Here is an 18,371-nt window from a genome sequence, read left to right on the forward strand (position 1 = left end):
ACGGAAGCTCATAGAACGGTTTTTTCAGGCTCAGCGTAAAGCATTTCAACAATGCGATTTTCTTCATCCATAATCGCTACTTTCGGTTTATGGTCAATTACTCTCTCCTCAGATACAAGGACGTAAGAAATAATAATAACGGTATCTCCTTCTTGAACTAGGCGTGCTGCAGCACCGTTAAGGCAGATTACTCCGCTCCCCCGTTCTCCGGGAATAACGTATGTTTCAAACCGGGCACCATTATTATTATTAACAATTTGCACTTTTTCATTAGCAATCAACCCAACTGCATCAAGAATATCTGTATCAATTGTAATACTGCCAACATAATTTAAATTCGCTTCAGTCACACGAGCGCGATGGATTTTAGCATTCATCATCGTCCGAAACATTTGTTAATTCCCCCAATTGTCCAAATCAAGAATAAGATTATCTATTAAACGAACTTTTGAAAACTTCACTGCTAGTGCAATAAGAACTTTCCCTTTTAACGTTGTGAGCCTCTCTAATTCTGGATAGGAATAAATTTCAACGTAATCTATTTCTGCTCGACAACGTGCATTAAGGGAGTCCTTCATGCTTTGAATGATTTCATCTGGAGATCTTTCTCCCTCTAAAGTCAACCTTTCTGCTAACATGAGACTTTGATAAAGCTCCTTTGCCTCAACCCTTTCCCCTGACTGTAAATGAATATTCCGCGAACTTTTTGCAAGTCCATCCACTTCCCTAACAGTTGGGACAGGTACAAGCTTTATAGGAAAATTAAAATCATTAATCAAGCCATCGACAACTGCTACCTGTTGAGCATCTTTCATGCCAAAGTAAACACGATCAGGCATAATTATATGAAAAAGTTTTGTTAAGACCGTCGCAACCCCGTCAAAATGACCTGGTCGTGACTTTCCACATAAAACATCCGTCCTTTTTTCTACCCTTACAGAGAGAGAAGGAGTCACTGGATACATTTCTTCAACTGATGGATAAAAAATATAATTTACGCCCATTTCCTCTGCAATCATTTGATCATGATTTATATCCCTAGGATAAGCATTAAAATCTTCTCCAGGGCCAAACTGGAGTGGGTTGACAAAAATACTAATAACTAATATTTCATTTTCTTCTTTTGCTTTTTCCATCAATGCTTTGTGTCCTTCATGAAGATAGCCCATTGTTGGTACATATCCAATTGTTTTTCCGGTCGATTTCAAATAAGAAATCTTATTTTGCATTTCCTTAATCGTTGTTATCATCTTTATTTTATTGGTAGCAACTTCTTGAATCATGACTTCCCTCCGTAAAGCGCTAATAATTCTTCTTCTTTCATCGTGAAACTATGCTTTTCTTCAGGAAATTGCTCATTTCGAACTTCATTTGCATACGAACGGAGTGCTTCGACCATCTGACCATTTAAGTTTGCATATTGTTTTACAAACTTTGGTACCCTCTCGACACCATAAGTAAGAATATCATGATAGACCAAAACTTGGCCATCTGTATCTACACCAGCACCGATTCCGATGGTCGGAATATTCAGTATACTCGAAATTTGTGCTGCTAACTGCCTTGGAACGCATTCTAATACTAAGGCAAACGCACCTGCTTCTTGACACTTTTTAGCATCTTCGATTAATTTATTTGCTGCTTTCGCATCCTTCCCTTGAACTTTATATCCGCCTAAAACAGCTGCTGATTGTGGGGTTAGACCTAAATGTCCGACAACTGGGATTCCACCTTGAACAAGTGCTTTAATATGGTCAGCAATCTCCGCTCCGCCTTCTAATTTAACAGCATGTGCCCCCGTTTCTTGAATGATTCTCGTACCATTTATTAACGTATCTCTTATTGAAAGATGATAGCTCATGAATGGCATATCGACGACAATAAATGTATTTTTCGCTCCTCTTTTTACTGCTTTGGCATGATGAACCATATCATCCATTGTTACTGGAATCGTAGACTCATACCCAAGAACTACCATACCGAGAGAATCACCAACAAGAATCATGTCAGCCTCTACTTCCTCTGCTTGCTTGGCGGCTGGAAAATCATAAGCAGTCACCATCACGATCTTTCGGCCATCTTCTTTCATTTTAATAAAACCCGTTGTTTGTTTCATTCTCATTTCCTCCTTTTTTACAGGAGAGGTGATAAAACAAGTGCTCTTGTTAGTAAACATAAAACGGGTCCTTCATTTAAACAGAAGGACCCGATTATACTCTAATCAATTGTTTCATCCCTCTGTCCCGGTCCATATACGGATCTAGGCAGACTCATTTTTTGAAAGTTAATAACAGAAGGTGCAGTTCTTACGATACTGCCCGTAAGCAAATTATAACAAATGAAGTGGTTTTAATCTACATATTCTATATACTATTCTTTAATAAAAATATCCGCTGAGTATACATGACTAATTTGCCCATCGGCTTGCTCAATTTTTAGAACACCTTCATCCGTAATGCCAACCGCTTTTCCGGTAATATCTCCCGTAATAGTCCTTGCAATAATCTTCTTCCCTATACTCAAGGCATAACTTTCCCATAATAACTTTATTGGATAAAAACCATTTTTCGTATAAGTTAAGTAAAGCTTTTCTAACCTAGCAAAAACAGCTTGTATTAACGCTGCTCTCGAGATTGTCTGTCCAGATTCGATTGCCAGTGAGGTTGCAATATGATTTATTTCTTCTGGAAAATCAGCTTGTTGTTGGTTTACATTCATGCCTATTCCAATAATCACGGCATTTATACGATCTGAATCTGCTTGCAGCTCTGTTAAAATCCCAGTGACTTTTTTCCCATTAATTAAAATATCATTAGGCCACTTAATTTGTGGCGAAATCCCAGTGACTTCTTCAATCGCTTCTACAACAGCAACAGCAGTCACCAATGTCAGCTGTGGAGCTTTTTGAAGCGGGAGTCTCGGCCTCAATATAATGCTCATCCATACACCAGTATATTTTGGGGAGTACCATTTCCGATCCAATCTTCCTCTTCCTAAGGTTTGTTCCTCAGCCACAACAACGGTGCCCTCAATTACTCCATCTGATGCAAGCCGGTGAGCTACTTTTTGCGTTGAATCTACAATATCTTCATGGTGAATATGCCTTCCAATAAACTCTGTATTCAAACCTAATCCAATTTCATCAGCTGTAACCTTCTCAGGTACTTCAACAATTTTATAACCCTTTTTCTTCACCGATTCAATCACGAAGCCTTCCTTCCTTAACTCCTCAATATGTTTCCATATCGCCGTTCTAGAACAGCCAACTGCATCTGCAAGGTTTTGCCCTGAGATGTAGTTTTTTTCAGCATTTGTAAACGCCTTGATTAAGTTTTTTCTTATTTCAGATTGCATCTCATAAGCCACTCCCTTATTTCGGCCTTCACATTCTGTACCTCTCCACTTATCACTTTTTGCTCCACATGCTCAAGATATTCTTTTATCCATGGGCCTGGTTTCCCGCTAAACCAAGCAAGCAAATCATTCCCAGTCAAATTTAGTTCCGAACGATTTTTAATCGGCAATTGTTCGTGTAACTGGAGTATCTCTTTTTCCGTTATTGATTCATTTTTGGAGAGAACCCTGAAAAGTCTCTCGACTGCAAACATTGTTTCTTTACCTGCTCGATAGGCCGCAAGAGCGCTCCAACTATTTTCCATTCTAAAGCGAAGCCAGTGTAAAAGGTCAACACAGGTCTTTAATTTTTTTACTGGTAGTTTCCAACCTCTTAAAAATACATTTGCATCCTCTTCTGAGAATCCAATATGATAAAGGAGAAAAGTCCACATTTCTTCTAATGAGAGGTGCGACTCCGAGTAGCTCGCCAGTTTAAGTAAACTTGATTCATATTGTCGAAGACACGGCAAGTATTGATAGAGCCCTGTTTCTACCAGGATATTTATTGCTTCACTTCGACACGGACCATTTAGCGTTTGCTCAAATTCAGCAAGCTTTCGTTCAATAGCTATTTTTTCGAGTAAAGAAGCCGTTTGTTTCAACCCTAAGAGAGTGTTTTCTTCAATTGTAAATCCTAATTGGCTGACAAAGCGAATTGCTCGCATCATTCTCAAAGCATCTTCACTGAATCTCTCTACTGAATTCCCAACAGTAATGATTTGCTTATTTAAGATTGCCTTTCTCCCTTCATAAGGGTCAATTAACTTTCCTGAGTGATCCATCGCGATTGCATTCATCGTAAAATCACGCCGTTTTAAATCCTCTTCTAGTGAGCGAATAAATTCAACATGATCGGGTCTCCGATAATCGCTATACCCCGTCTCACTTCTAAATGTCGTAATTTCATATGGTACCCGGTCATAAATGACGATGATTGTCCCATGTTCAATTCCAACATCAGCTGTGTTAGGAAATATTCGCTTTAACTCTTCCGGGAATGCTGATGTAGCAATATCAACATCAGCTATTTCCCTACCAAGAATTGCGTCACGAACTGCCCCACCGACAAAATAAGCCTCAAATCCTCGTTTCTCAATTTCTTTAATGATTGGAACGGCATTTTTAAAGGCAGGTAGCATTAATAACACTCCTGTCCCAAAACTCGCTCATAAATTTCCTCATACTGAGCGACAATTTTTTTAGAACTAAATTTCCCCTGTGCGGTTTGAAGGGAATTTTTAGAAAACCGTTTGTGCAGCTTACTATCTGTTAGCAGTGTATAAGCTTTATCCGCTACATCATCAACGTCACCTACGTTGCATACAAAACCATTTTCACCATGAGTAATTACTTCTGGGATTCCACCAATGTTCGTACCAATACATGGGACACCACATGCCATTGCTTCTAGTGCGGAAAGTCCAAAGCTCTCCTTTTCAGATAAAAGTAACATTAAATCACTAATTGTATATAACTCTTCTAAGTTTTCCTGTTTTCCCAACAGGAGTACTTTATCCCGTATCTTTAATTCATCAATTAAGTTTAAGACAACCTTCATTTCCGGTCCATCACCAATAAGCAGTAATTTAGAGGAGATTTTATCTGAGATTTTTGCAAATGCTCGAACCACATCTGGTACTCGTTTTACTGCACGTAAATTTGATACATGGATGATTATTTTTTCCTCTTGACCAATGCGGTAATATTGTCGTAAATTACTGAATCCTTTTTTAAATTCACGTGAATCAATGAAATTATATACACAGTGAATTTCCTTTTTAGGCTTTATTAGTTCATATGTTTGCGATACTAATGAATTGGAAACAGCTGTGACTGCATCTGACTTTTCAATTCCAAAACGGATTGCTTCGCTAAGGGAAGAATCGTAACCTAGTACAGTAATATCCGTACCATGTAATGTCGTCACAATTTTCAAATTCCGTCCACTCATCTCTTTTGCTAAGATTGCGCAAACTGCATGAGGAATCGCATAATGAACATGAAGAATATCTAAATTCTCGGCAACCGCCACCTCAGCCATTTTACTAGCTAGCGCAATATCATATGGAGCATATTGGAAAACTGAATATTGATTCACTTCAACCTGATGAAAATAAATATTGTCAAACATCCGGTTCAAACGAAATGGCAGGCTTGATGTGATAAAATGGATTTCATGCCCATTTTCTGCCAGATGCTTTCCGAGCTCAGTAGCAATAACGCCCGAGCCACCGACTGTCGGATAACATGTTATCCCTATTTTTAACTTTCTCATCCGTTTTTTTCTCCTAACAAATCGTGAATAATTAATCTACTTTTCGTCATGAACCCTTCTGCATATAACACTCCAGCATCCTTACCAAATAATTTTTCTCTCGCTTCTACATCATCAATATAACCATTTACCAGCGGTGTATCGAATCCGGTTGCAGTTTTTACGAATTGACTTTTATAAGCTTGCAGTGCCTTAATTTTCTTTTCCATAAACTCACTAACATCTATGACGAATTCAGGTTTATGAAATCCATTTATCATATAAAAATGGAAATTATTCACACGATAAGGTTCATATTCATCGCCAGTTTCGTATTTTTTTATCCCTGCCGAAAAAACCGCCTCTTCGACCAGACGTGCACAGTTTCCATGGTCTGGGTGGCGGTCTTTAAAGTATGGAGCAAATACAACTTTTGGCTGGTAGCGACGAATCACACTTGTAATTTTTTTTATGTATTCTTCTTTTACAAACAAGCCTCTATCTGGCAAATTCAACGTCTCTCTTGTCGTCACATCTAGGATTTTAGCGGCCTTTTGCGCTTCAAATAGCCGCTGTTCAACCGTACCATTTGACGAGAGTTCCGCCCTAGTAAGATCACAAATTCCAACTCGCTTACCTAATGAAGTATACTTTGCAATTGTCCCGCCCATACCGATTTCTACATCATCAGCATGGGCCCCAAACGCGAGAATATCAAGCTTAACGTTTTTCATTCTTTTTGTCACTGCTCTCTTTTACAATCATTCTCCAGTCTAGATCTCCTCGATCAATCCCCTTAATTAAGACTTCAGCTGTCCCCATATTTGTCGCCAAAGGAATTGCATAAACATCACAAAGTCTAAGAAGAGCCGTCACATCTGGTTCATGTGGTTGCGCAGTTAGCGGATCGCGAAAAAAGAAAATCGCGTCCAGTGAATTTTGCGCAATCATTGCTCCAATTTCTTGGTCGCCCCCAAGTGGACCAGATTGATATCGATGAATCGATAGGCCGGTCGCCTCAGCTATCCTAAGACCGGTTGTCCCAGTAGCAAACAGAGAATGCCTCTCGAAGGAATGTTTATATGCGACCGTAAACCGGACTAGATCATCTTTTTTCTTATCATGAGCTATGAGTGCAATATTCATATTTGTTGTGCCCCTATTCTATAATATTTTCTAATCCATAAACAAAATTGTTTTTTTCAACAACATAATCGACAGCTAACTTTACTCCTGACATAAAAGATTCACGGTTATAGGAATCATGCCTGATAGATAAAGTCTGTCCATCTGAACCAAACATCACCTGTTGATGGGCGATCAATCCTGGTAAACGAACAGAATGGATATGCATTCCTTCCATTTCCGCCCCTCTTGCTCCAGGTAACGTCTCCTTTTCATCAGGATGTCCTTGTTTTTTTGCCTCACGAACGGTTGAAATCATTTCAGCGGTTTTAACAGCAGTTCCTGACGGAGCATCAAGTTTTCGATCATGATGAAGTTCAATAATTTCAACGTCTCCAAAATACTTTGCAGCCATTTGCGAAAATTTCATCATGAGGACCGCTCCAATGGCAAAATTCGGAGCAATAATGCAACCTAGTCCATTTTGCTCACATAACGCTTCTAGTTTTTTTAAATCGCCGCTAGTAAACCCTGTGGTACCAACAACAGGACGTACCCCGTATTCAAGAGCGGTTAATGAATGTTCCATCCCAACTTCTGGTGTTGTCAAATCAATTAAAACATCCGGTTGCGTTTCCTTAAAACATTGCTGTATATCTGTATAAATTTTTCCATTAATCCCTGCAAATCCATCGATTTCAGCTAGGTCTTTTCCCTCATATTTCCGATCGATTACCCCTACAAGTTCATAATTCTCTGTTTCTTTTACAAGTTTAACCGCTTCCGTCCCCATTCTGCCACGTGGACCAGCTACGACTATTTTTACTTTTTTCATTCTTCCTTCTCCTTTACTTTAACCTTGTCCAACGGTCTTTATCTCGAGTAGTAAATTTTTCCATTACAAGATCATGTGCTTCCTGTAAATCTATATTTAAAGAGTTAGCAAAGCAAATTAAGACAAATAACATATCACCAAGCTCTTCTTCAATTGCCTTCTCTTTTTCTGTTGCCTTCTTTGGTTTTTCTCCATATTGGTGATTGACTTCCCTTGCTAGTTCCCCAAGTTCTTCGGTCATTCTGGCAGTTAATGCTAATGGACTGAAGTACCCTTCTTTATATTGACCTATGTATTCATCTACTTCTTTTTGCAGATCCTTCATTGTTTTATCGCCACTCATTCGCTGTCACCTCTTTAAGTTGGAATAAATTATGTATCATCTCTTTTGATGTTAGCTTACCGACGAAGTTTTGACAAATATTTTTGTAAAATTAGGTGAGATTGTTCAAGATTGCCCTTCTATGTAATATTTTATATAATTAATATCGCTTTACGCAATCATCTTAGATGTGCAGGAGGGAATCGGTTGCTATTTGGACTAAAATTTAAAAACACTATCTTTATCTTACTTGGCTCTGCCATTTATTCTTTCGGAATCGTTCACTTTAATATGCAAAATAATTTAGCTGAAGGCGGTTTTACAGGAATTACCCTTTTACTTTATTTTGTATTTAATATGGATCCCGCTATAACAAATTTATTGCTTAATATTCCATTATTTTTTATAGGCTGGAAATTGCTCGGTCGCAACATGTTTTTATATACAGTTATCGGGACATTAGGTGTCTCACTTTTTTTAGCTATTTTCCAACGATTTCAAATCGAAATGCCGTTATATGAAGACCTATTCCTCGCTGCTCTATTCGCTGGTGTTTTTATTGGAATCGGGCTTGGAATTATTTTTCGTTTTGGCGGGACGACCGGTGGCGTTGACATCATTGCTAGACTTGCCCAAAAGTTTTTCGGTTGGACAATGGGGAGGACAATGTTTCTATTTGACTTTTTCGTGATTACTTTATCGGTTGTCACATACTTAAATTATCGGGAAGCAATGTACACATTAGTAGTTGTCTTTATTGGAGCTAAGGTTATTGACTTTATGCAAGAAGGGGCATACACAGCGAGAGGTGCAATGATTATTTCTGATAAAAACGAAGAGATTGCAAATAAAATATTGAAAGAAATGGATCGAGGGGCAACAATCTTAAAAGCAATGGGGTCATATACAAAAAAAGAACGAAATGTTCTTTATTGCGTCGTCGCCAAAAATGAAATCGTTCGTTTAAAAACGGTCATCAATTCTATTGACCCACATGCGTTTGTATCTGTTACCATTGTCCACGATGTTTTAGGAGAAGGATTTACCTTGGATGAAAATAAAATACCGATTGAAAGATAAAGAAATAGCCGCTATCTTCTCGCGGCTATTTCTTTTGTAATTATTCCTCTCTAGTCATTCCTGTATAAATCATAACTAATCGAAGTAGTTCAAGTACAGCTACAGCGGCAGCAGCAACATACGTAAGTGCTGCAGCATTAAGAACTTTCTTTGTTTCACGTTCTTCATCATTGCGAATAATGCCAGCACTGACCACTTGTTCCATCGCACGATTCGATGCATTAAATTCGACAGGCAATGTGATTAATTGGAATAGTACCCCTGCCGCCATAAAGATAATCCCTAATAGCAGCATATTGCTTAGTTGAGCGAAAATCCCGATTAAAATGAAAATCCATGAGAAATTAGAACCGAGATTGGCAACAGGCACGAGCGCATGGCGGAATCGCAAGAAGGAGTAGTCCTCCTGATCCTGAATTGCATGCCCGACTTCATGGGCTGCAATTGCAGCGGCAGCAACAGAATGACCATGATAATTATCAGAAGATAGACGAACTGTTTTCGAACGCGGATCATAATGGTCACTTAACACTCCACTAGTTTCTTCAATCCCCACATGGTAAAGCCCATTATCATCGAGAATTTTTCTTGCCACCTCGGCTCCACGCATCTGTGAGGATGACGCAACCTGAGAGTATCTTTTAAACGTACTTTTCACACGAAGCTGAGCCCAAATCGGAACCAACAGAACAATCGCAAAATAAACTAATATCAATTTTTAAAGCCCTCCTACATTTCTAGTTGTTATCTTTATTTTAATGAAAGTTGACAAAGGGTGTCAATTCTTACGTTCCTTCAGTCGGTTTAACCGCCTCTCTCTTTCAGCTTTAAATTTCCTCCAGCCGACATAGGATAACGTGGCAATAATGATGCTTCCGGTACAAATAATTACCCACCAAAGAGAAGGGTCTGTTTCATCTTCTTTCATCCTATTGCTAAATAGACTCTTAAGTTCTTCCTCAAGAACCATTAGTTCCTCTAAGCTCGCTGTTTCTGTTAAAATTTCCGGCCGAAATTGGTCAATATAATTCACTCGAGCATTTATTTGTTGAATTTTTGTTGGAGTTATATCAATTTTCAGGCTTGGATAAATGACATTATATAAAGAAAGAAAGGAATCTAGATTTTCATAAAAGTCTTCATTATCTCCATTTTCAACAGCTGTTTTCATTTCACTAAAGACTGTCATAATCGGCGCTTCCAATTCTGTCCATAAAGGCTGATATGTAGATAAAACGGCATCCAATACGAGGCGAAATTTAGTTACTTTGTTTACACGTTCTTGATGCTCTATTTCCGTTGCGCCTAAAGCGTCAGCAGCATCATTATAGGCGACAGTAATTACCCTTAACTCGTCCATCGAAAATATATGCCCATTTGAAGTTACGGTTAAAAACTCTTCCTGAAAAAACTTCAGTAGCTTATTAGCATCATCATAACGATAAGTTTTAACCATTTGTAATGCTTCATCAGATATGGTATCTAGCTTTTTTATCCTTTGAGTCTCATTTGCAGAAACTTCTATTGGCAACAAGAACAGCATAACTAGTACTACAACAACAACATTCCTTGCATTCATTCCTGTCCCCCCTCTGAATACTAAAATGTATGAAAGAGTGGACAAGGATAGACCTATTTTATCGTAGTTTCCCCAAATCAAAATTGCCAAATAAATGCATTTTTGTTATTCGATTCCTATTTCCTTACTTTGATATCTTTAGTAGCAATCGATCTTTACGCAAAACACAATAATAAGCGATAGCAATAGAAACAATACTTAACCAGAAAGTAAAATATCCAATTTCATTTATGTATAAATTGAGTTGATTGTAATTTGGCATCATGTTAAACACATAGTCAATCATTTCATTATGTAAGGCGACGATTGCGGCTATAGCCAAATGCCATAGCTTAAAACGATAGAATGGAGCATATAGTACACCTTGCACAGCCATTGCAAAATGAGAACCCATAAGCATATAACCAGTCCAATGTAGCTCTCCAGTTACAATTAATATGAGTAAATTCATTATGACTGCCCATATCCCATATTTAACAAGCGTAACGATTGCTAATGCTTCCATCAAAGGCCAGTTTTTTCCTCGTAAAAATCCTACTAGGACAAAAACAAAAAACAAACAAGCGGTTGGACTATCAGGTACAAATGGCAAAAACACGGGGGGCGTATCGATTAGTTGCGGTAAATACCAATAATACCCGTAGATTGTACCAAATATATTAATCAATAATAAAAGCCATAAAAACGTACGATTGGCCAAAATCGCATAGAGCCGGATTAGCATTTTTAACACTCCTTCCACATATTCAATTCTCTTCAAAAAAAGTTGGCGGATTATTCCGCCAACTTCATAAATCATTATTCTAATCCTGCGATAAATTCAGCCATAATCTGAAGTTCTTCTTCAGTACCATTAAAAATACCGCCAGGCATGGAGCCAACTCCATTAATTGCGATGTCAGCGACTTCTTCAGCAGTTAATCCTGTTCCAATTAAGCCTGGTCCACTTGCGCCCCCAAGCTCTCCTCCATGACAGCTTAAACAGGTATTCGCTTCAGCAATCTGATACCCTTCATTCGCTTTGTCGATCTCCACATCCGAAATAGCGCCCATCTTCTCTTTCGCTTCCCAATCCGTTTGTGCCGCAGATTCCCAAGTAAGGTAGAAAATAGCAGCCACTGAAAGAAGCATAAAACCTGTCGCAAGCGGGCGTTTAGACGGGCGACGTTCAGGGCCACGATCAATAAATGGTGCCAACAATAACGCTCCGAACGCTAAACCAGGTATAACTAAAGCACCGACTACAGTATATGGCCCTGCTGCAAATGAGTATTTTAACAATTGGTATAAAAATAGGAAATACCAGTCTGGTAGCGGAATATACGCAGTATCTGTTGGATCCGCAATCCTCTCAAGCGGCGGTTGATGTGACGCAGTTAAAACTAAAAATCCTACTAAGAAGACGGCACCTACAAGCCATTCTTTCAAGAGAAAGTTTGGCCAAAAAGCTTCTGTTTTCCCTGGATATTCTGAATAATCTTTAGGAATAAAAGGCTTCCTTTCGGCCGAAATCCGAGAGTCACCTACAAATTTCATCCCTTTACCACGATGCATCGAGCAATCCCCTCCTTTTTCCGTGAAGTTGAACAGATCATTTTCCGCACAACGTTTTCTTTCTTATCAGACAATTTCTTACAATGGACCTGAAATCCCTTGTTTACGAATCATAATGAAATGCGCTGCTAGTAGACCAAATAAGGCAGCAGGCAAGAAAAATACATGAATCGCAAAGAAACGTGTTAATGTCTGTGCTCCGACAATATCTGCGCTACCGGCTAATAGGATTTTTAAATATGGTCCTAACAACGGTACTGCCTCTACAATCTGCAAGGTAACTTTCGTTGCGAATAACGCTTTCATATCCCATGGTAATAAATACCCCGTAAGACCTAGCCCAAGCATAACGAAGAAAATCAAGACCCCAACAACCCAATTCAATTCACGAGGCTTTTTATAAGCGCCCTGGAAGAATACCCGCAATGTATGTAAGAACATCATGACGATAACTAAGCTTGCTCCCCAGTGATGCATTCCACGGACAATTTGTCCAAAGGCAACCTCATTTTGCAAGTAATAAACTGATTCCCAAGCATTTTTTATATCTGGAACATAATACATTGTCAAAAACATTCCAGATAAAATCTGAATTACAGTAATAAAGAAAGTTAATCCACCAAAACAATACACAAATGCAGAAAAGTGATGAGCCGGATTCACATGCTCTGGCACTTCATGATCAGCAATATCACGCCATAGTGGCGTAACATCCAAACGCTCATCTACCCAATCGTAAATTTTGTTTAACAATTATTACGCCCCCTCTCGTGGTCTTGCTTTACCTACATAAAGGATTCCATCTTTTTCCTCAGTCGGATACACATCTAGAGGTGCAATCGGTGGCGTATTCGGGACATTCATCCCATCTTTCTCGTAAAGACCATAATGGCATGGACAGAAGAACATATTTGGATTCTTTTCATCCGTATTCCAGTCCACTGTACAGCCTAAGTGTTTACACACAGGTGAAAGAGCTACAATTACCCCATTATCATCCTTGTACACCCATGCTGTTCCAGTTTCCTCAGATTCATGCCAAGCATCAACCTGGTCGAATTTGAAGTCAACCCGCTGCGGCTCAGTCGTGATATCAGCTACTTTAAGCTTTGTTGCGATAAAGTCGCCGCTAGCATCAGCCTTTAAAACTGGATCAATCGCAAAACGAGCCATTGGCATAACGATCCCCGCAGCCATGAAACCGCCTACACCTAACAGTGTATAGTTTAAGAATTGCCGTCTTGAAACGCGATTCTCACTCACGCTTTTCCCCCCTCTATTCCCCATTTTTAAAACATTAGACACTATTTGTACACATAATTTAGACTAGGACATAACCATGATATATCAATCTCTTTATAAAATCAATATAATACTATGGTAAAAACATGTATATCAGTGATAAAAATAACACCTATTCTTCTTCACGCCATTTTTGAATAAAAAGGTTCATTAGCTGCCTTACTTGATCTTCCATCACTGATGTTTTCGACCTTTCATCCATATGTTGAAGCGGGATTGAAGGCAACCACAACAGCGTTCCCCTTAAGTGCTCCTCATCCTGCTTCCAATCCATATCAGATGTCACGTGAAAAACATGATTAAACTGATTGTCCAATAATTGAGATTCCCACCGATTTAGTTGGTCTAAAGCTTCATTTTTTTCCTCTCGTAAATAAGAAAATCCAGGTATGAGGAGAATCCTCCCCTGAAGCTGTCTTTCAAGTAAATTTGTCAGTAGTGTCGTGAATTCTGTCATTGCAGCAGATTCCTTTATATCATCGCCAAACGAAATAGGCAATAAAGGAATAACGGCTGTATCCACATATTCTATTGATTTGACATACTTTTCAATATCAGATGCGACCCATTTCATCCTTTTTCAACTCCATTTTCTTTATTCCATTCCATCTTATCACTACTTTGACATAAATGCCCAATAAATATTTTGATTACTTACTATTTTGGAAATAAACCGTATTCCGATTAATAACAAAAAAAGCTTGCTTATACTTAGCAAGCCTGTCATTCACTAGGTTGAAGCATTTTTAGTTTTTCCGATAAGGCTTCAAAAGCCTCTCTGTCCTGCCGGTCAAGTGCCTGGTCAATTAATTCAACCAGCTTTTCTCTTTGAAATCGAAATAAACTTTCATCTAGAAACTTTTCAGCAATCATCCGATCTTTGTCAGTAATTTGAAGCCGCTTTGGCATATATGGGTTTTCTTCAAGCACTGCGGCAAATTGAGGAGCTTTGTTCGAAGCGTAGAAGTTTAACTGAATAAAAATCTCTTCATCACGATTCAAACGAATATCATGAAATGATTTTTCAGCATCCGTTGTCATAATATTCTCTTTATAAAAGCGGAATGGTACATCATCAACACAATGAGTAGACATCACTAAGCCTCGCGGACAAAACTGAGCTTTGTCAACAAAATGGACTTTTTCCATTAGTTTGTCATGACTCATTAAATAATTGAGAATCCACACGCATTCCCGCCTCTTTAATTGATAATGATTCAAAAACCAACGGATAAAATCCTTCTTCTCATTGACAGAAACAGGAGTTGTCATTCGTGAATCCCTCCTCTAAAATGGTCAATTCTTTGTGGCCATCAATAATCATCAGTCAATCGTTCAAGAAGTTCTTGATACTCATCATTCACTGGATCCATTTTGACTAACTTACTAAAAATTTCGGCAGCAACGGCTATTTTTCCTTCTTCAATTAGAAAATAACCGTAATCACTAAGAAATTCTTCGTTTTCTTTAAAGAAAGTATATGCATGCTCATATTTGTTTAATGCCTCTGAATATTGTTCCAAATGCTGATTCGCAACTGCAGTATCCCATAAAAGTTGAGGCTCTTCCTCTTCGTTTAAATCCGTTTCAGAAATCAGCTGCAATATGTCTTCATAGCGTTCCTGTTTTAAAAGTAATTTATTTAAGACGAGCACACACTCGGTAAAGCTCGGGTCTAGGGCTAATGTCTCTCGAAGTAGTCGTTCTGCCTCAGACTCATTATTAAGCTTTAAAGCCAGCTTTCCTCCATAGTAAAAAAGATCCTTATTAAATTCATCCTGTGTTAAACCTACTTTTATTGTTTCAAAGGCTTTGTCCAGCATCTCTTCTTTTTCATAGGCACGGGCTAAATATAAATACAATGAATGATATTCTGGATCAAGTGTTTTTAATTCTTCAAATTTCTCAATTGCTGTTTTGTTATTCCCTGCTTGGAGAGCTGTAAATGCAAAGCCAAATAATGTGTTAATTTCCAAATGTTCGTTAAGAGCCTTTTCGTAAAAATCCATTGCATTTTCAAATAACCCTGATGCACTATATACTTCAGCAAGTCTTTGATTTACATATACCCCGCCAATTTCGCTTCTTTCTTGTAAAACAATTTCATAAGCTGGGATCGCCTCAGAAAACCTGGCTTGATGGGCATACAACTCTGCTAGTGCAAAGTCAATCACGACTTCATTTGGCAGCAACTTTTTTGCTTGCAGAAGTTTCTGTTCACTCACTTCAAACAACCCATTCATCTGGTATAAATCGGCCATTAATAACAAAGCCTGTGGAAAGACGGGATCATCATGACGAACCTTATCAAGGGTGAGCATCGCTTTTTCCTCGTCTCCGAGCTCAAGTTGTGTCTCTGCTAGATAGACAAGTAACTCTCCTTCATCTGGATAAGTTTGGAGTAACGACTTTAATAATTCTTTCGTCTCTTCAAGAAACCCAAACCGAAAAAATTCCTCGACCAACCTAAACTTTTCGTCATCATAGCCTTCATTCAATACTTTTTCATATAAAACCATTGCTTCTTTTATTTGTCCATTCTCTAAAAAACTAGTGATTGCTTCAGTATTCATAGGTCACCCTTCCAATCTCTTCTTCTTTATGTGGGGGATAGGTAAAAAGAAGGAGTCTTTATTAACACATACTCTCCATAACCAGGGCGATAATTCATATATTTGCCCGCACGGATCACTTTTCCTTTATGGATTGTCATTAGTAAACTTGACTCGTGTTTCATAAACAACTCACTTTCTTTCATTTTAACAGTTTCTTTGTCTTTTGAATAAAAATTGTAACTTAATTCCCCACCATCCTGCAAATTTGATTTCTTTGGAAAAATGCCTATTTTCTCTAGCGTTTTTCGATTCAATGGAACATCTGCTATTATTTCATCCTCAAGGCTTGGAATTCTATGCGTCTTCATTATCTCTTTCCATAAACTATGTGTAAATTTATCATCATTAGAAAAAATCGGAATCAATGGGCTGTTATAAGGAAATAAAGCTTCTTTAACCCACCCCCATTTTACCTCTTCTAACTCCGCAGCATGATTTACCTCGACAAAGATTGCTGGCATTCTTTCCCGCTTGCATTTCCGTAAAAAACTAGCAGTCAGAAGTTTGGTTGGAACTTTTATACCAATAACATAGTCTACTGGACAATCAAGCATCTGTGATTTGATTTTTTTCAACTGTAAAGTTAATTCTTTTTCTTTGCGAACGGAAGTACAAGTTAGGATTGTCGTACAACCTTTAAGTATGAACTGTTTTAAATAATAATCCTTTCTTTGTACAAACGTCCCTGAAAAGGGCAAATTTGCATCAAAAAGGACATGTGTAGGTGTCATAATATAATTCGCTGCATTTACCCTTAGATGCTTGTACCAATTAAATGAAGACCTTAAAGAAGAAATATGGTTATTCTCGATTAACAGGGATATGTTTTTTATTGACCCAGTTTTTAAAATATGAGCATTGTCTATAATATAGTCCATTTACCCTCCCCCTTACTGGCTCTTAAGACAAGCTATGAGAAAAGAAGTGGAAATATAACTATTTTAAAAAACAAGCGAAAAAAAAATAAAAAGCCGCTCCTACGGGCATAGGAACGGCTTTTTATTTTTAATTTGATTGTAATAAGGAATACAAATCCTTAAAGAACTCTGGATAAGAAACAGCAATTGCTTCACTTTGTTCTAACCATACTTCTTGCTTACTAATTAAAGCTGCAACAGCAAGCATCATGCCAATTCTATGGTCACCATGGCTCGAAACCACTCCTCCATGAAGTTGAGTAGCGTTTCCATGAATAATCATTCCATCGTCTGTCGCTTCGATTATTGCCCCTAACTTTTTTAGTTCATTTACGACTGTATCGATCCGATTCGTTTCTTTCACTTTCAATTCAGCAGCATTTCTAATAATAGTGCTACCTTCTGCCTGTGTTGCTAAAAGAGCGATAATTGGGATTTCATCAATAAGTCGTGGAATAAGTTCACCTGAAATCTCAATCCCTTTTAAAGAAGATGTTTTAACGATGATATCTCCTGCCGGTTCATTTGTGGAGGTGTCATATTCATAAATGCTCATATCAGCACCCATTTGTGTTAAAACATCAAGAATACCTGTTCGTGTTGGATTTAATCCAACATTTTTCAATTCAATTCGACTCTCAGGAACAATTGCACCTGCGACAAGGAAGAAAGCCGCTGACGATATATCTCCTGGTACATTAACATGCGTTGCAGTTAACTTCTGACCGCCTTTTACCGTAATGACATTCCCTTCAGTCTTTACATCTCCACCAAACATTCGAATCATACGTTCCGTATGATCCCTTGTTTTTTCGGGTTCAACTACAGAAGTTTCTCCATTTGCTTGCAATCCCGCGAGAAGAATCGCTGACTTTACTTGAGCACTAGCCACAGGAAGCTGATAATGAATTGGTTCAAGCGATCCGCCATTAATAGATAGTGGCGTATATTCCGCATTTTTCCGCCCGGATATTTCCGCCCCCATTTCCATTAGAGGACGTGTTACACGTGTCATTGGACGTTTCCCAATGGACTGGTCTCCCACTAAAACCGAATGAAATGGCCGCCCAGCAAGGATTCCCATTAATAAACGAATCGTTGTACCTGAGTTCCCTACATCAAGAACTTCTTCTGGCTCCTGCAGGCCTTCAAAGCCTTTCCCTTCCACGGTTACTTTGCTGCCTTCTTGTACAATTTTCACACCTAGTTTTTGCAGGCAGGAAATCGTACTTAAACAGTCTTCACCAAGAAGAAAATGCTCAACAGTCGTTGTTCCTGATGCCAACGCACCAAACATGACCGAACGGTGGGATATTGATTTATCGCCTGGAACATTTATCGTCCCGGATAGGGATAATCTGTTATATTCCAATTTATTTGCTTCCATCGTAA

The 18,371-nt window shown here is 38.4% G+C and carries 22 protein-coding genes; 1 reads left to right on the forward strand and 21 read right to left on the reverse strand.

Features of this window, described 5'->3' with window-relative positions; all coding sequences use genetic code 11:
- Nucleotides 1-8: 8 nt before the first annotated feature.
- From panD to GNT69_RS07365, 10 genes are all read right to left on the reverse strand, one after another.
- The gene (panD, locus tag GNT69_RS07320) at nt 9-392 is read right to left on the reverse strand and encodes an aspartate 1-decarboxylase (protein ID WP_203554309.1); all 384 of its coding nucleotides are present in this window, start codon (nt 390-392) and stop codon (nt 9-11) included.
- A gap of 3 nt (nt 393-395) precedes the next feature.
- Nucleotides 396-1,256 carry a pantoate--beta-alanine ligase gene (gene panC, locus GNT69_RS07325; protein ID WP_481747616.1) on the reverse strand — a complete coding sequence of 287 codons (861 nt, stop codon included), beginning with the start codon at nt 1,254-1,256 and terminating at the stop codon, nt 396-398.
- A 23-nt stretch (nt 1,257-1,279) separates the two neighbouring features.
- Entirely contained in the window at nt 1,280-2,116 is an 837-nt protein-coding gene (gene panB / locus GNT69_RS07330; RefSeq protein WP_203554310.1) for a 3-methyl-2-oxobutanoate hydroxymethyltransferase, read from the reverse strand.
- 254 nt (nt 2,117-2,370) lie between these two features.
- Nucleotides 2,371-3,354, reverse strand: a complete 984-nt coding sequence (locus GNT69_RS07335; RefSeq protein ID WP_203554311.1) for a biotin--[acetyl-CoA-carboxylase] ligase — start codon at nt 3,352-3,354, stop codon at nt 2,371-2,373.
- Complete coding sequence (locus tag GNT69_RS07340) at nt 3,339-4,535, reverse strand: CCA tRNA nucleotidyltransferase (protein WP_203554312.1); 1,197 nt, start codon at nt 4,533-4,535, stop codon at nt 3,339-3,341. Before GNT69_RS07340 ends, GNT69_RS07335 begins: the two co-directional genes overlap by 16 nt.
- On the reverse strand, nt 4,535-5,671 hold the full coding sequence (gene bshA, locus GNT69_RS07345; protein ID WP_203554313.1) for an N-acetyl-alpha-D-glucosaminyl L-malate synthase BshA: 1,137 nt from the start codon (nt 5,669-5,671) through the stop codon (nt 4,535-4,537). The genes GNT69_RS07340 and bshA overlap by 1 nt, the downstream gene beginning before the upstream one ends.
- Nucleotides 5,668-6,384, reverse strand: coding sequence for a bacillithiol biosynthesis deacetylase BshB1 (gene bshB1, locus GNT69_RS07350; RefSeq protein ID WP_203554314.1), 717 nt, complete (start codon nt 6,382-6,384; stop codon nt 5,668-5,670). The genes bshA and bshB1 overlap by 4 nt, the downstream gene beginning before the upstream one ends.
- Entirely contained in the window at nt 6,371-6,796 is a 426-nt protein-coding gene (mgsA, locus tag GNT69_RS07355; RefSeq protein WP_203554315.1) for a methylglyoxal synthase, read from the reverse strand. The genes bshB1 and mgsA overlap by 14 nt, the downstream gene beginning before the upstream one ends.
- Before the next feature lie 13 nt (nt 6,797-6,809).
- Nucleotides 6,810-7,610, reverse strand: a complete 801-nt coding sequence (dapB, locus tag GNT69_RS07360; RefSeq protein WP_203554316.1) for a 4-hydroxy-tetrahydrodipicolinate reductase — start codon at nt 7,608-7,610, stop codon at nt 6,810-6,812.
- 13 nt (nt 7,611-7,623) lie between these two features.
- A complete protein-coding gene (locus tag GNT69_RS07365; protein ID WP_203554317.1) occupies nt 7,624-7,953 on the reverse strand; it encodes a nucleotide pyrophosphohydrolase in 330 nt (109 codons plus the stop codon).
- Between the two features lie 186 nt (nt 7,954-8,139).
- On the opposite strand from GNT69_RS07365, the gene GNT69_RS07370 reads away from it, so the two are divergent.
- Nucleotides 8,140-9,012, forward strand: coding sequence for a YitT family protein (locus tag GNT69_RS07370; protein WP_203554318.1), 873 nt, complete (start codon nt 8,140-8,142; stop codon nt 9,010-9,012).
- A 40-nt stretch (nt 9,013-9,052) separates the two neighbouring features.
- Here GNT69_RS07370 and GNT69_RS07375 read toward each other — a convergent pair whose 3' ends face one another.
- The 11 genes from GNT69_RS07375 to aroA all read right to left on the reverse strand — a co-directional run bounded on the left by GNT69_RS07375 (nt 9,053) and on the right by aroA (nt 18,366).
- The gene (locus GNT69_RS07375) at nt 9,053-9,727 is read right to left on the reverse strand and encodes a zinc metallopeptidase (RefSeq protein ID WP_203554319.1); all 675 of its coding nucleotides are present in this window, start codon (nt 9,725-9,727) and stop codon (nt 9,053-9,055) included.
- 63 nt (nt 9,728-9,790) lie between these two features.
- Nucleotides 9,791-10,591: a sporulation protein YpjB gene (gene ypjB, locus GNT69_RS07380; protein WP_203554320.1), complete on the reverse strand. Its 801-nt coding sequence runs from the start codon at nt 10,589-10,591 to the stop codon at nt 9,791-9,793.
- Nucleotides 10,592-10,715: 124 nt separating this feature from the next.
- Entirely contained in the window at nt 10,716-11,315 is a 600-nt protein-coding gene (gene lhaT, locus GNT69_RS07385) for a lipoprotein heptaprenylglyceryl N-acetyltransferase LhaT (RefSeq protein WP_203554321.1), read from the reverse strand.
- Nucleotides 11,316-11,389: 74 nt separating this feature from the next.
- Nucleotides 11,390-12,145 (reverse strand): menaquinol-cytochrome c reductase cytochrome b/c subunit, encoded by a 756-nt coding sequence (locus GNT69_RS07390; protein WP_203554322.1) that lies wholly within the window; start codon nt 12,143-12,145, stop codon nt 11,390-11,392.
- Nucleotides 12,146-12,223: 78 nt separating this feature from the next.
- Nucleotides 12,224-12,898: a menaquinol-cytochrome c reductase cytochrome b subunit gene (gene qcrB / locus GNT69_RS07395; RefSeq protein WP_203554323.1), complete on the reverse strand. Its 675-nt coding sequence runs from the start codon at nt 12,896-12,898 to the stop codon at nt 12,224-12,226.
- Nucleotides 12,899-12,901: 3 nt separating this feature from the next.
- Nucleotides 12,902-13,432, reverse strand: coding sequence for a QcrA and Rieske domain-containing protein (locus GNT69_RS07400; protein ID WP_203554877.1), 531 nt, complete (start codon nt 13,430-13,432; stop codon nt 12,902-12,904).
- 127 nt (nt 13,433-13,559) lie between these two features.
- Nucleotides 13,560-14,021 (reverse strand): YpiF family protein, encoded by a 462-nt coding sequence (locus GNT69_RS07405; protein WP_203554324.1) that lies wholly within the window; start codon nt 14,019-14,021, stop codon nt 13,560-13,562.
- Between the two features lie 149 nt (nt 14,022-14,170).
- The gene (locus GNT69_RS07410) at nt 14,171-14,719 is read right to left on the reverse strand and encodes a ReoY family proteolytic degradation factor (RefSeq protein ID WP_203554325.1); all 549 of its coding nucleotides are present in this window, start codon (nt 14,717-14,719) and stop codon (nt 14,171-14,173) included.
- A 41-nt stretch (nt 14,720-14,760) separates the two neighbouring features.
- Nucleotides 14,761-16,020, reverse strand: a complete 1,260-nt coding sequence (locus GNT69_RS07415) for a tetratricopeptide repeat protein (protein ID WP_203554326.1) — start codon at nt 16,018-16,020, stop codon at nt 14,761-14,763.
- Between the two features lie 26 nt (nt 16,021-16,046).
- On the reverse strand, nt 16,047-16,940 hold the full coding sequence (locus GNT69_RS07420; RefSeq protein WP_203554327.1) for a hypothetical protein: 894 nt from the start codon (nt 16,938-16,940) through the stop codon (nt 16,047-16,049).
- 127 nt (nt 16,941-17,067) lie between these two features.
- Nucleotides 17,068-18,366 carry a 3-phosphoshikimate 1-carboxyvinyltransferase gene (gene aroA, locus GNT69_RS07425; RefSeq protein WP_203554328.1) on the reverse strand — a complete coding sequence of 433 codons (1,299 nt, stop codon included), beginning with the start codon at nt 18,364-18,366 and terminating at the stop codon, nt 17,068-17,070.
- Nucleotides 18,367-18,371 lie beyond the last annotated feature (5 nt).

The sequence above is a fragment of the Bacillus sp. B15-48 genome (assembly GCF_016879755.1).
Taxonomy (GTDB): domain Bacteria; phylum Bacillota; class Bacilli; order Bacillales; family Cytobacillaceae; genus Mesobacillus_B.

Bases quoted from the DNA above. Each gene is read 5' to 3' on its own strand.
- panD (WP_203554309.1), bottom strand. From the start codon at position 392: ATGTTTCGGACGATGATGAATGCTAAAATCCATCGCGCTCGTGTGACT.
- panB (WP_203554310.1), bottom strand. From the start codon at position 2,116: ATGAAACAAACAACGGGTTTTATTAAAATGAAAGAAGATGGCCGAAAG.
- GNT69_RS07335 (WP_203554311.1), bottom strand. From the start codon at position 3,354: ATGCAATCTGAAATAAGAAAAAACTTAATCAAGGCGTTTACAAATGCT.
- GNT69_RS07340 (WP_203554312.1), bottom strand. From the start codon at position 4,535: ATGCTACCTGCCTTTAAAAATGCCGTTCCAATCATTAAAGAAATTGAG.
- bshA (WP_203554313.1), bottom strand. From the start codon at position 5,671: ATGAGAAAGTTAAAAATAGGGATAACATGTTATCCGACAGTCGGTGGC.
- bshB1 (WP_203554314.1), bottom strand. From the start codon at position 6,384: ATGAAAAACGTTAAGCTTGATATTCTCGCGTTTGGGGCCCATGCTGAT.
- mgsA (WP_203554315.1), bottom strand. From the start codon at position 6,796: ATGAATATTGCACTCATAGCTCATGATAAGAAAAAAGATGATCTAGTC.
- dapB (WP_203554316.1), bottom strand. From the start codon at position 7,610: ATGAAAAAAGTAAAAATAGTCGTAGCTGGTCCACGTGGCAGAATGGGG.
- GNT69_RS07365 (WP_203554317.1), bottom strand. From the start codon at position 7,953: ATGAGTGGCGATAAAACAATGAAGGATCTGCAAAAAGAAGTAGATGAA.
- ypjB (WP_203554320.1), bottom strand. From the start codon at position 10,591: ATGAATGCAAGGAATGTTGTTGTTGTAGTACTAGTTATGCTGTTCTTG.
- lhaT (WP_203554321.1), bottom strand. From the start codon at position 11,315: ATGCTAATCCGGCTCTATGCGATTTTGGCCAATCGTACGTTTTTATGG.
- GNT69_RS07390 (WP_203554322.1), bottom strand. From the start codon at position 12,145: ATGCATCGTGGTAAAGGGATGAAATTTGTAGGTGACTCTCGGATTTCG.
- GNT69_RS07400 (WP_203554877.1), bottom strand. From the start codon at position 13,432: ATGGGGAATAGAGGGGGGAAAAGCGTGAGTGAGAATCGCGTTTCAAGA.
- GNT69_RS07405 (WP_203554324.1), bottom strand. From the start codon at position 14,021: ATGAAATGGGTCGCATCTGATATTGAAAAGTATGTCAAATCAATAGAA.
- GNT69_RS07410 (WP_203554325.1), bottom strand. From the start codon at position 14,719: ATGACAACTCCTGTTTCTGTCAATGAGAAGAAGGATTTTATCCGTTGG.
- GNT69_RS07415 (WP_203554326.1), bottom strand. From the start codon at position 16,020: ATGAATACTGAAGCAATCACTAGTTTTTTAGAGAATGGACAAATAAAA.
- GNT69_RS07420 (WP_203554327.1), bottom strand. From the start codon at position 16,940: ATGGACTATATTATAGACAATGCTCATATTTTAAAAACTGGGTCAATA.
- aroA (WP_203554328.1), bottom strand. From the start codon at position 18,366: ATGGAAGCAAATAAATTGGAATATAACAGATTATCCCTATCCGGGACG.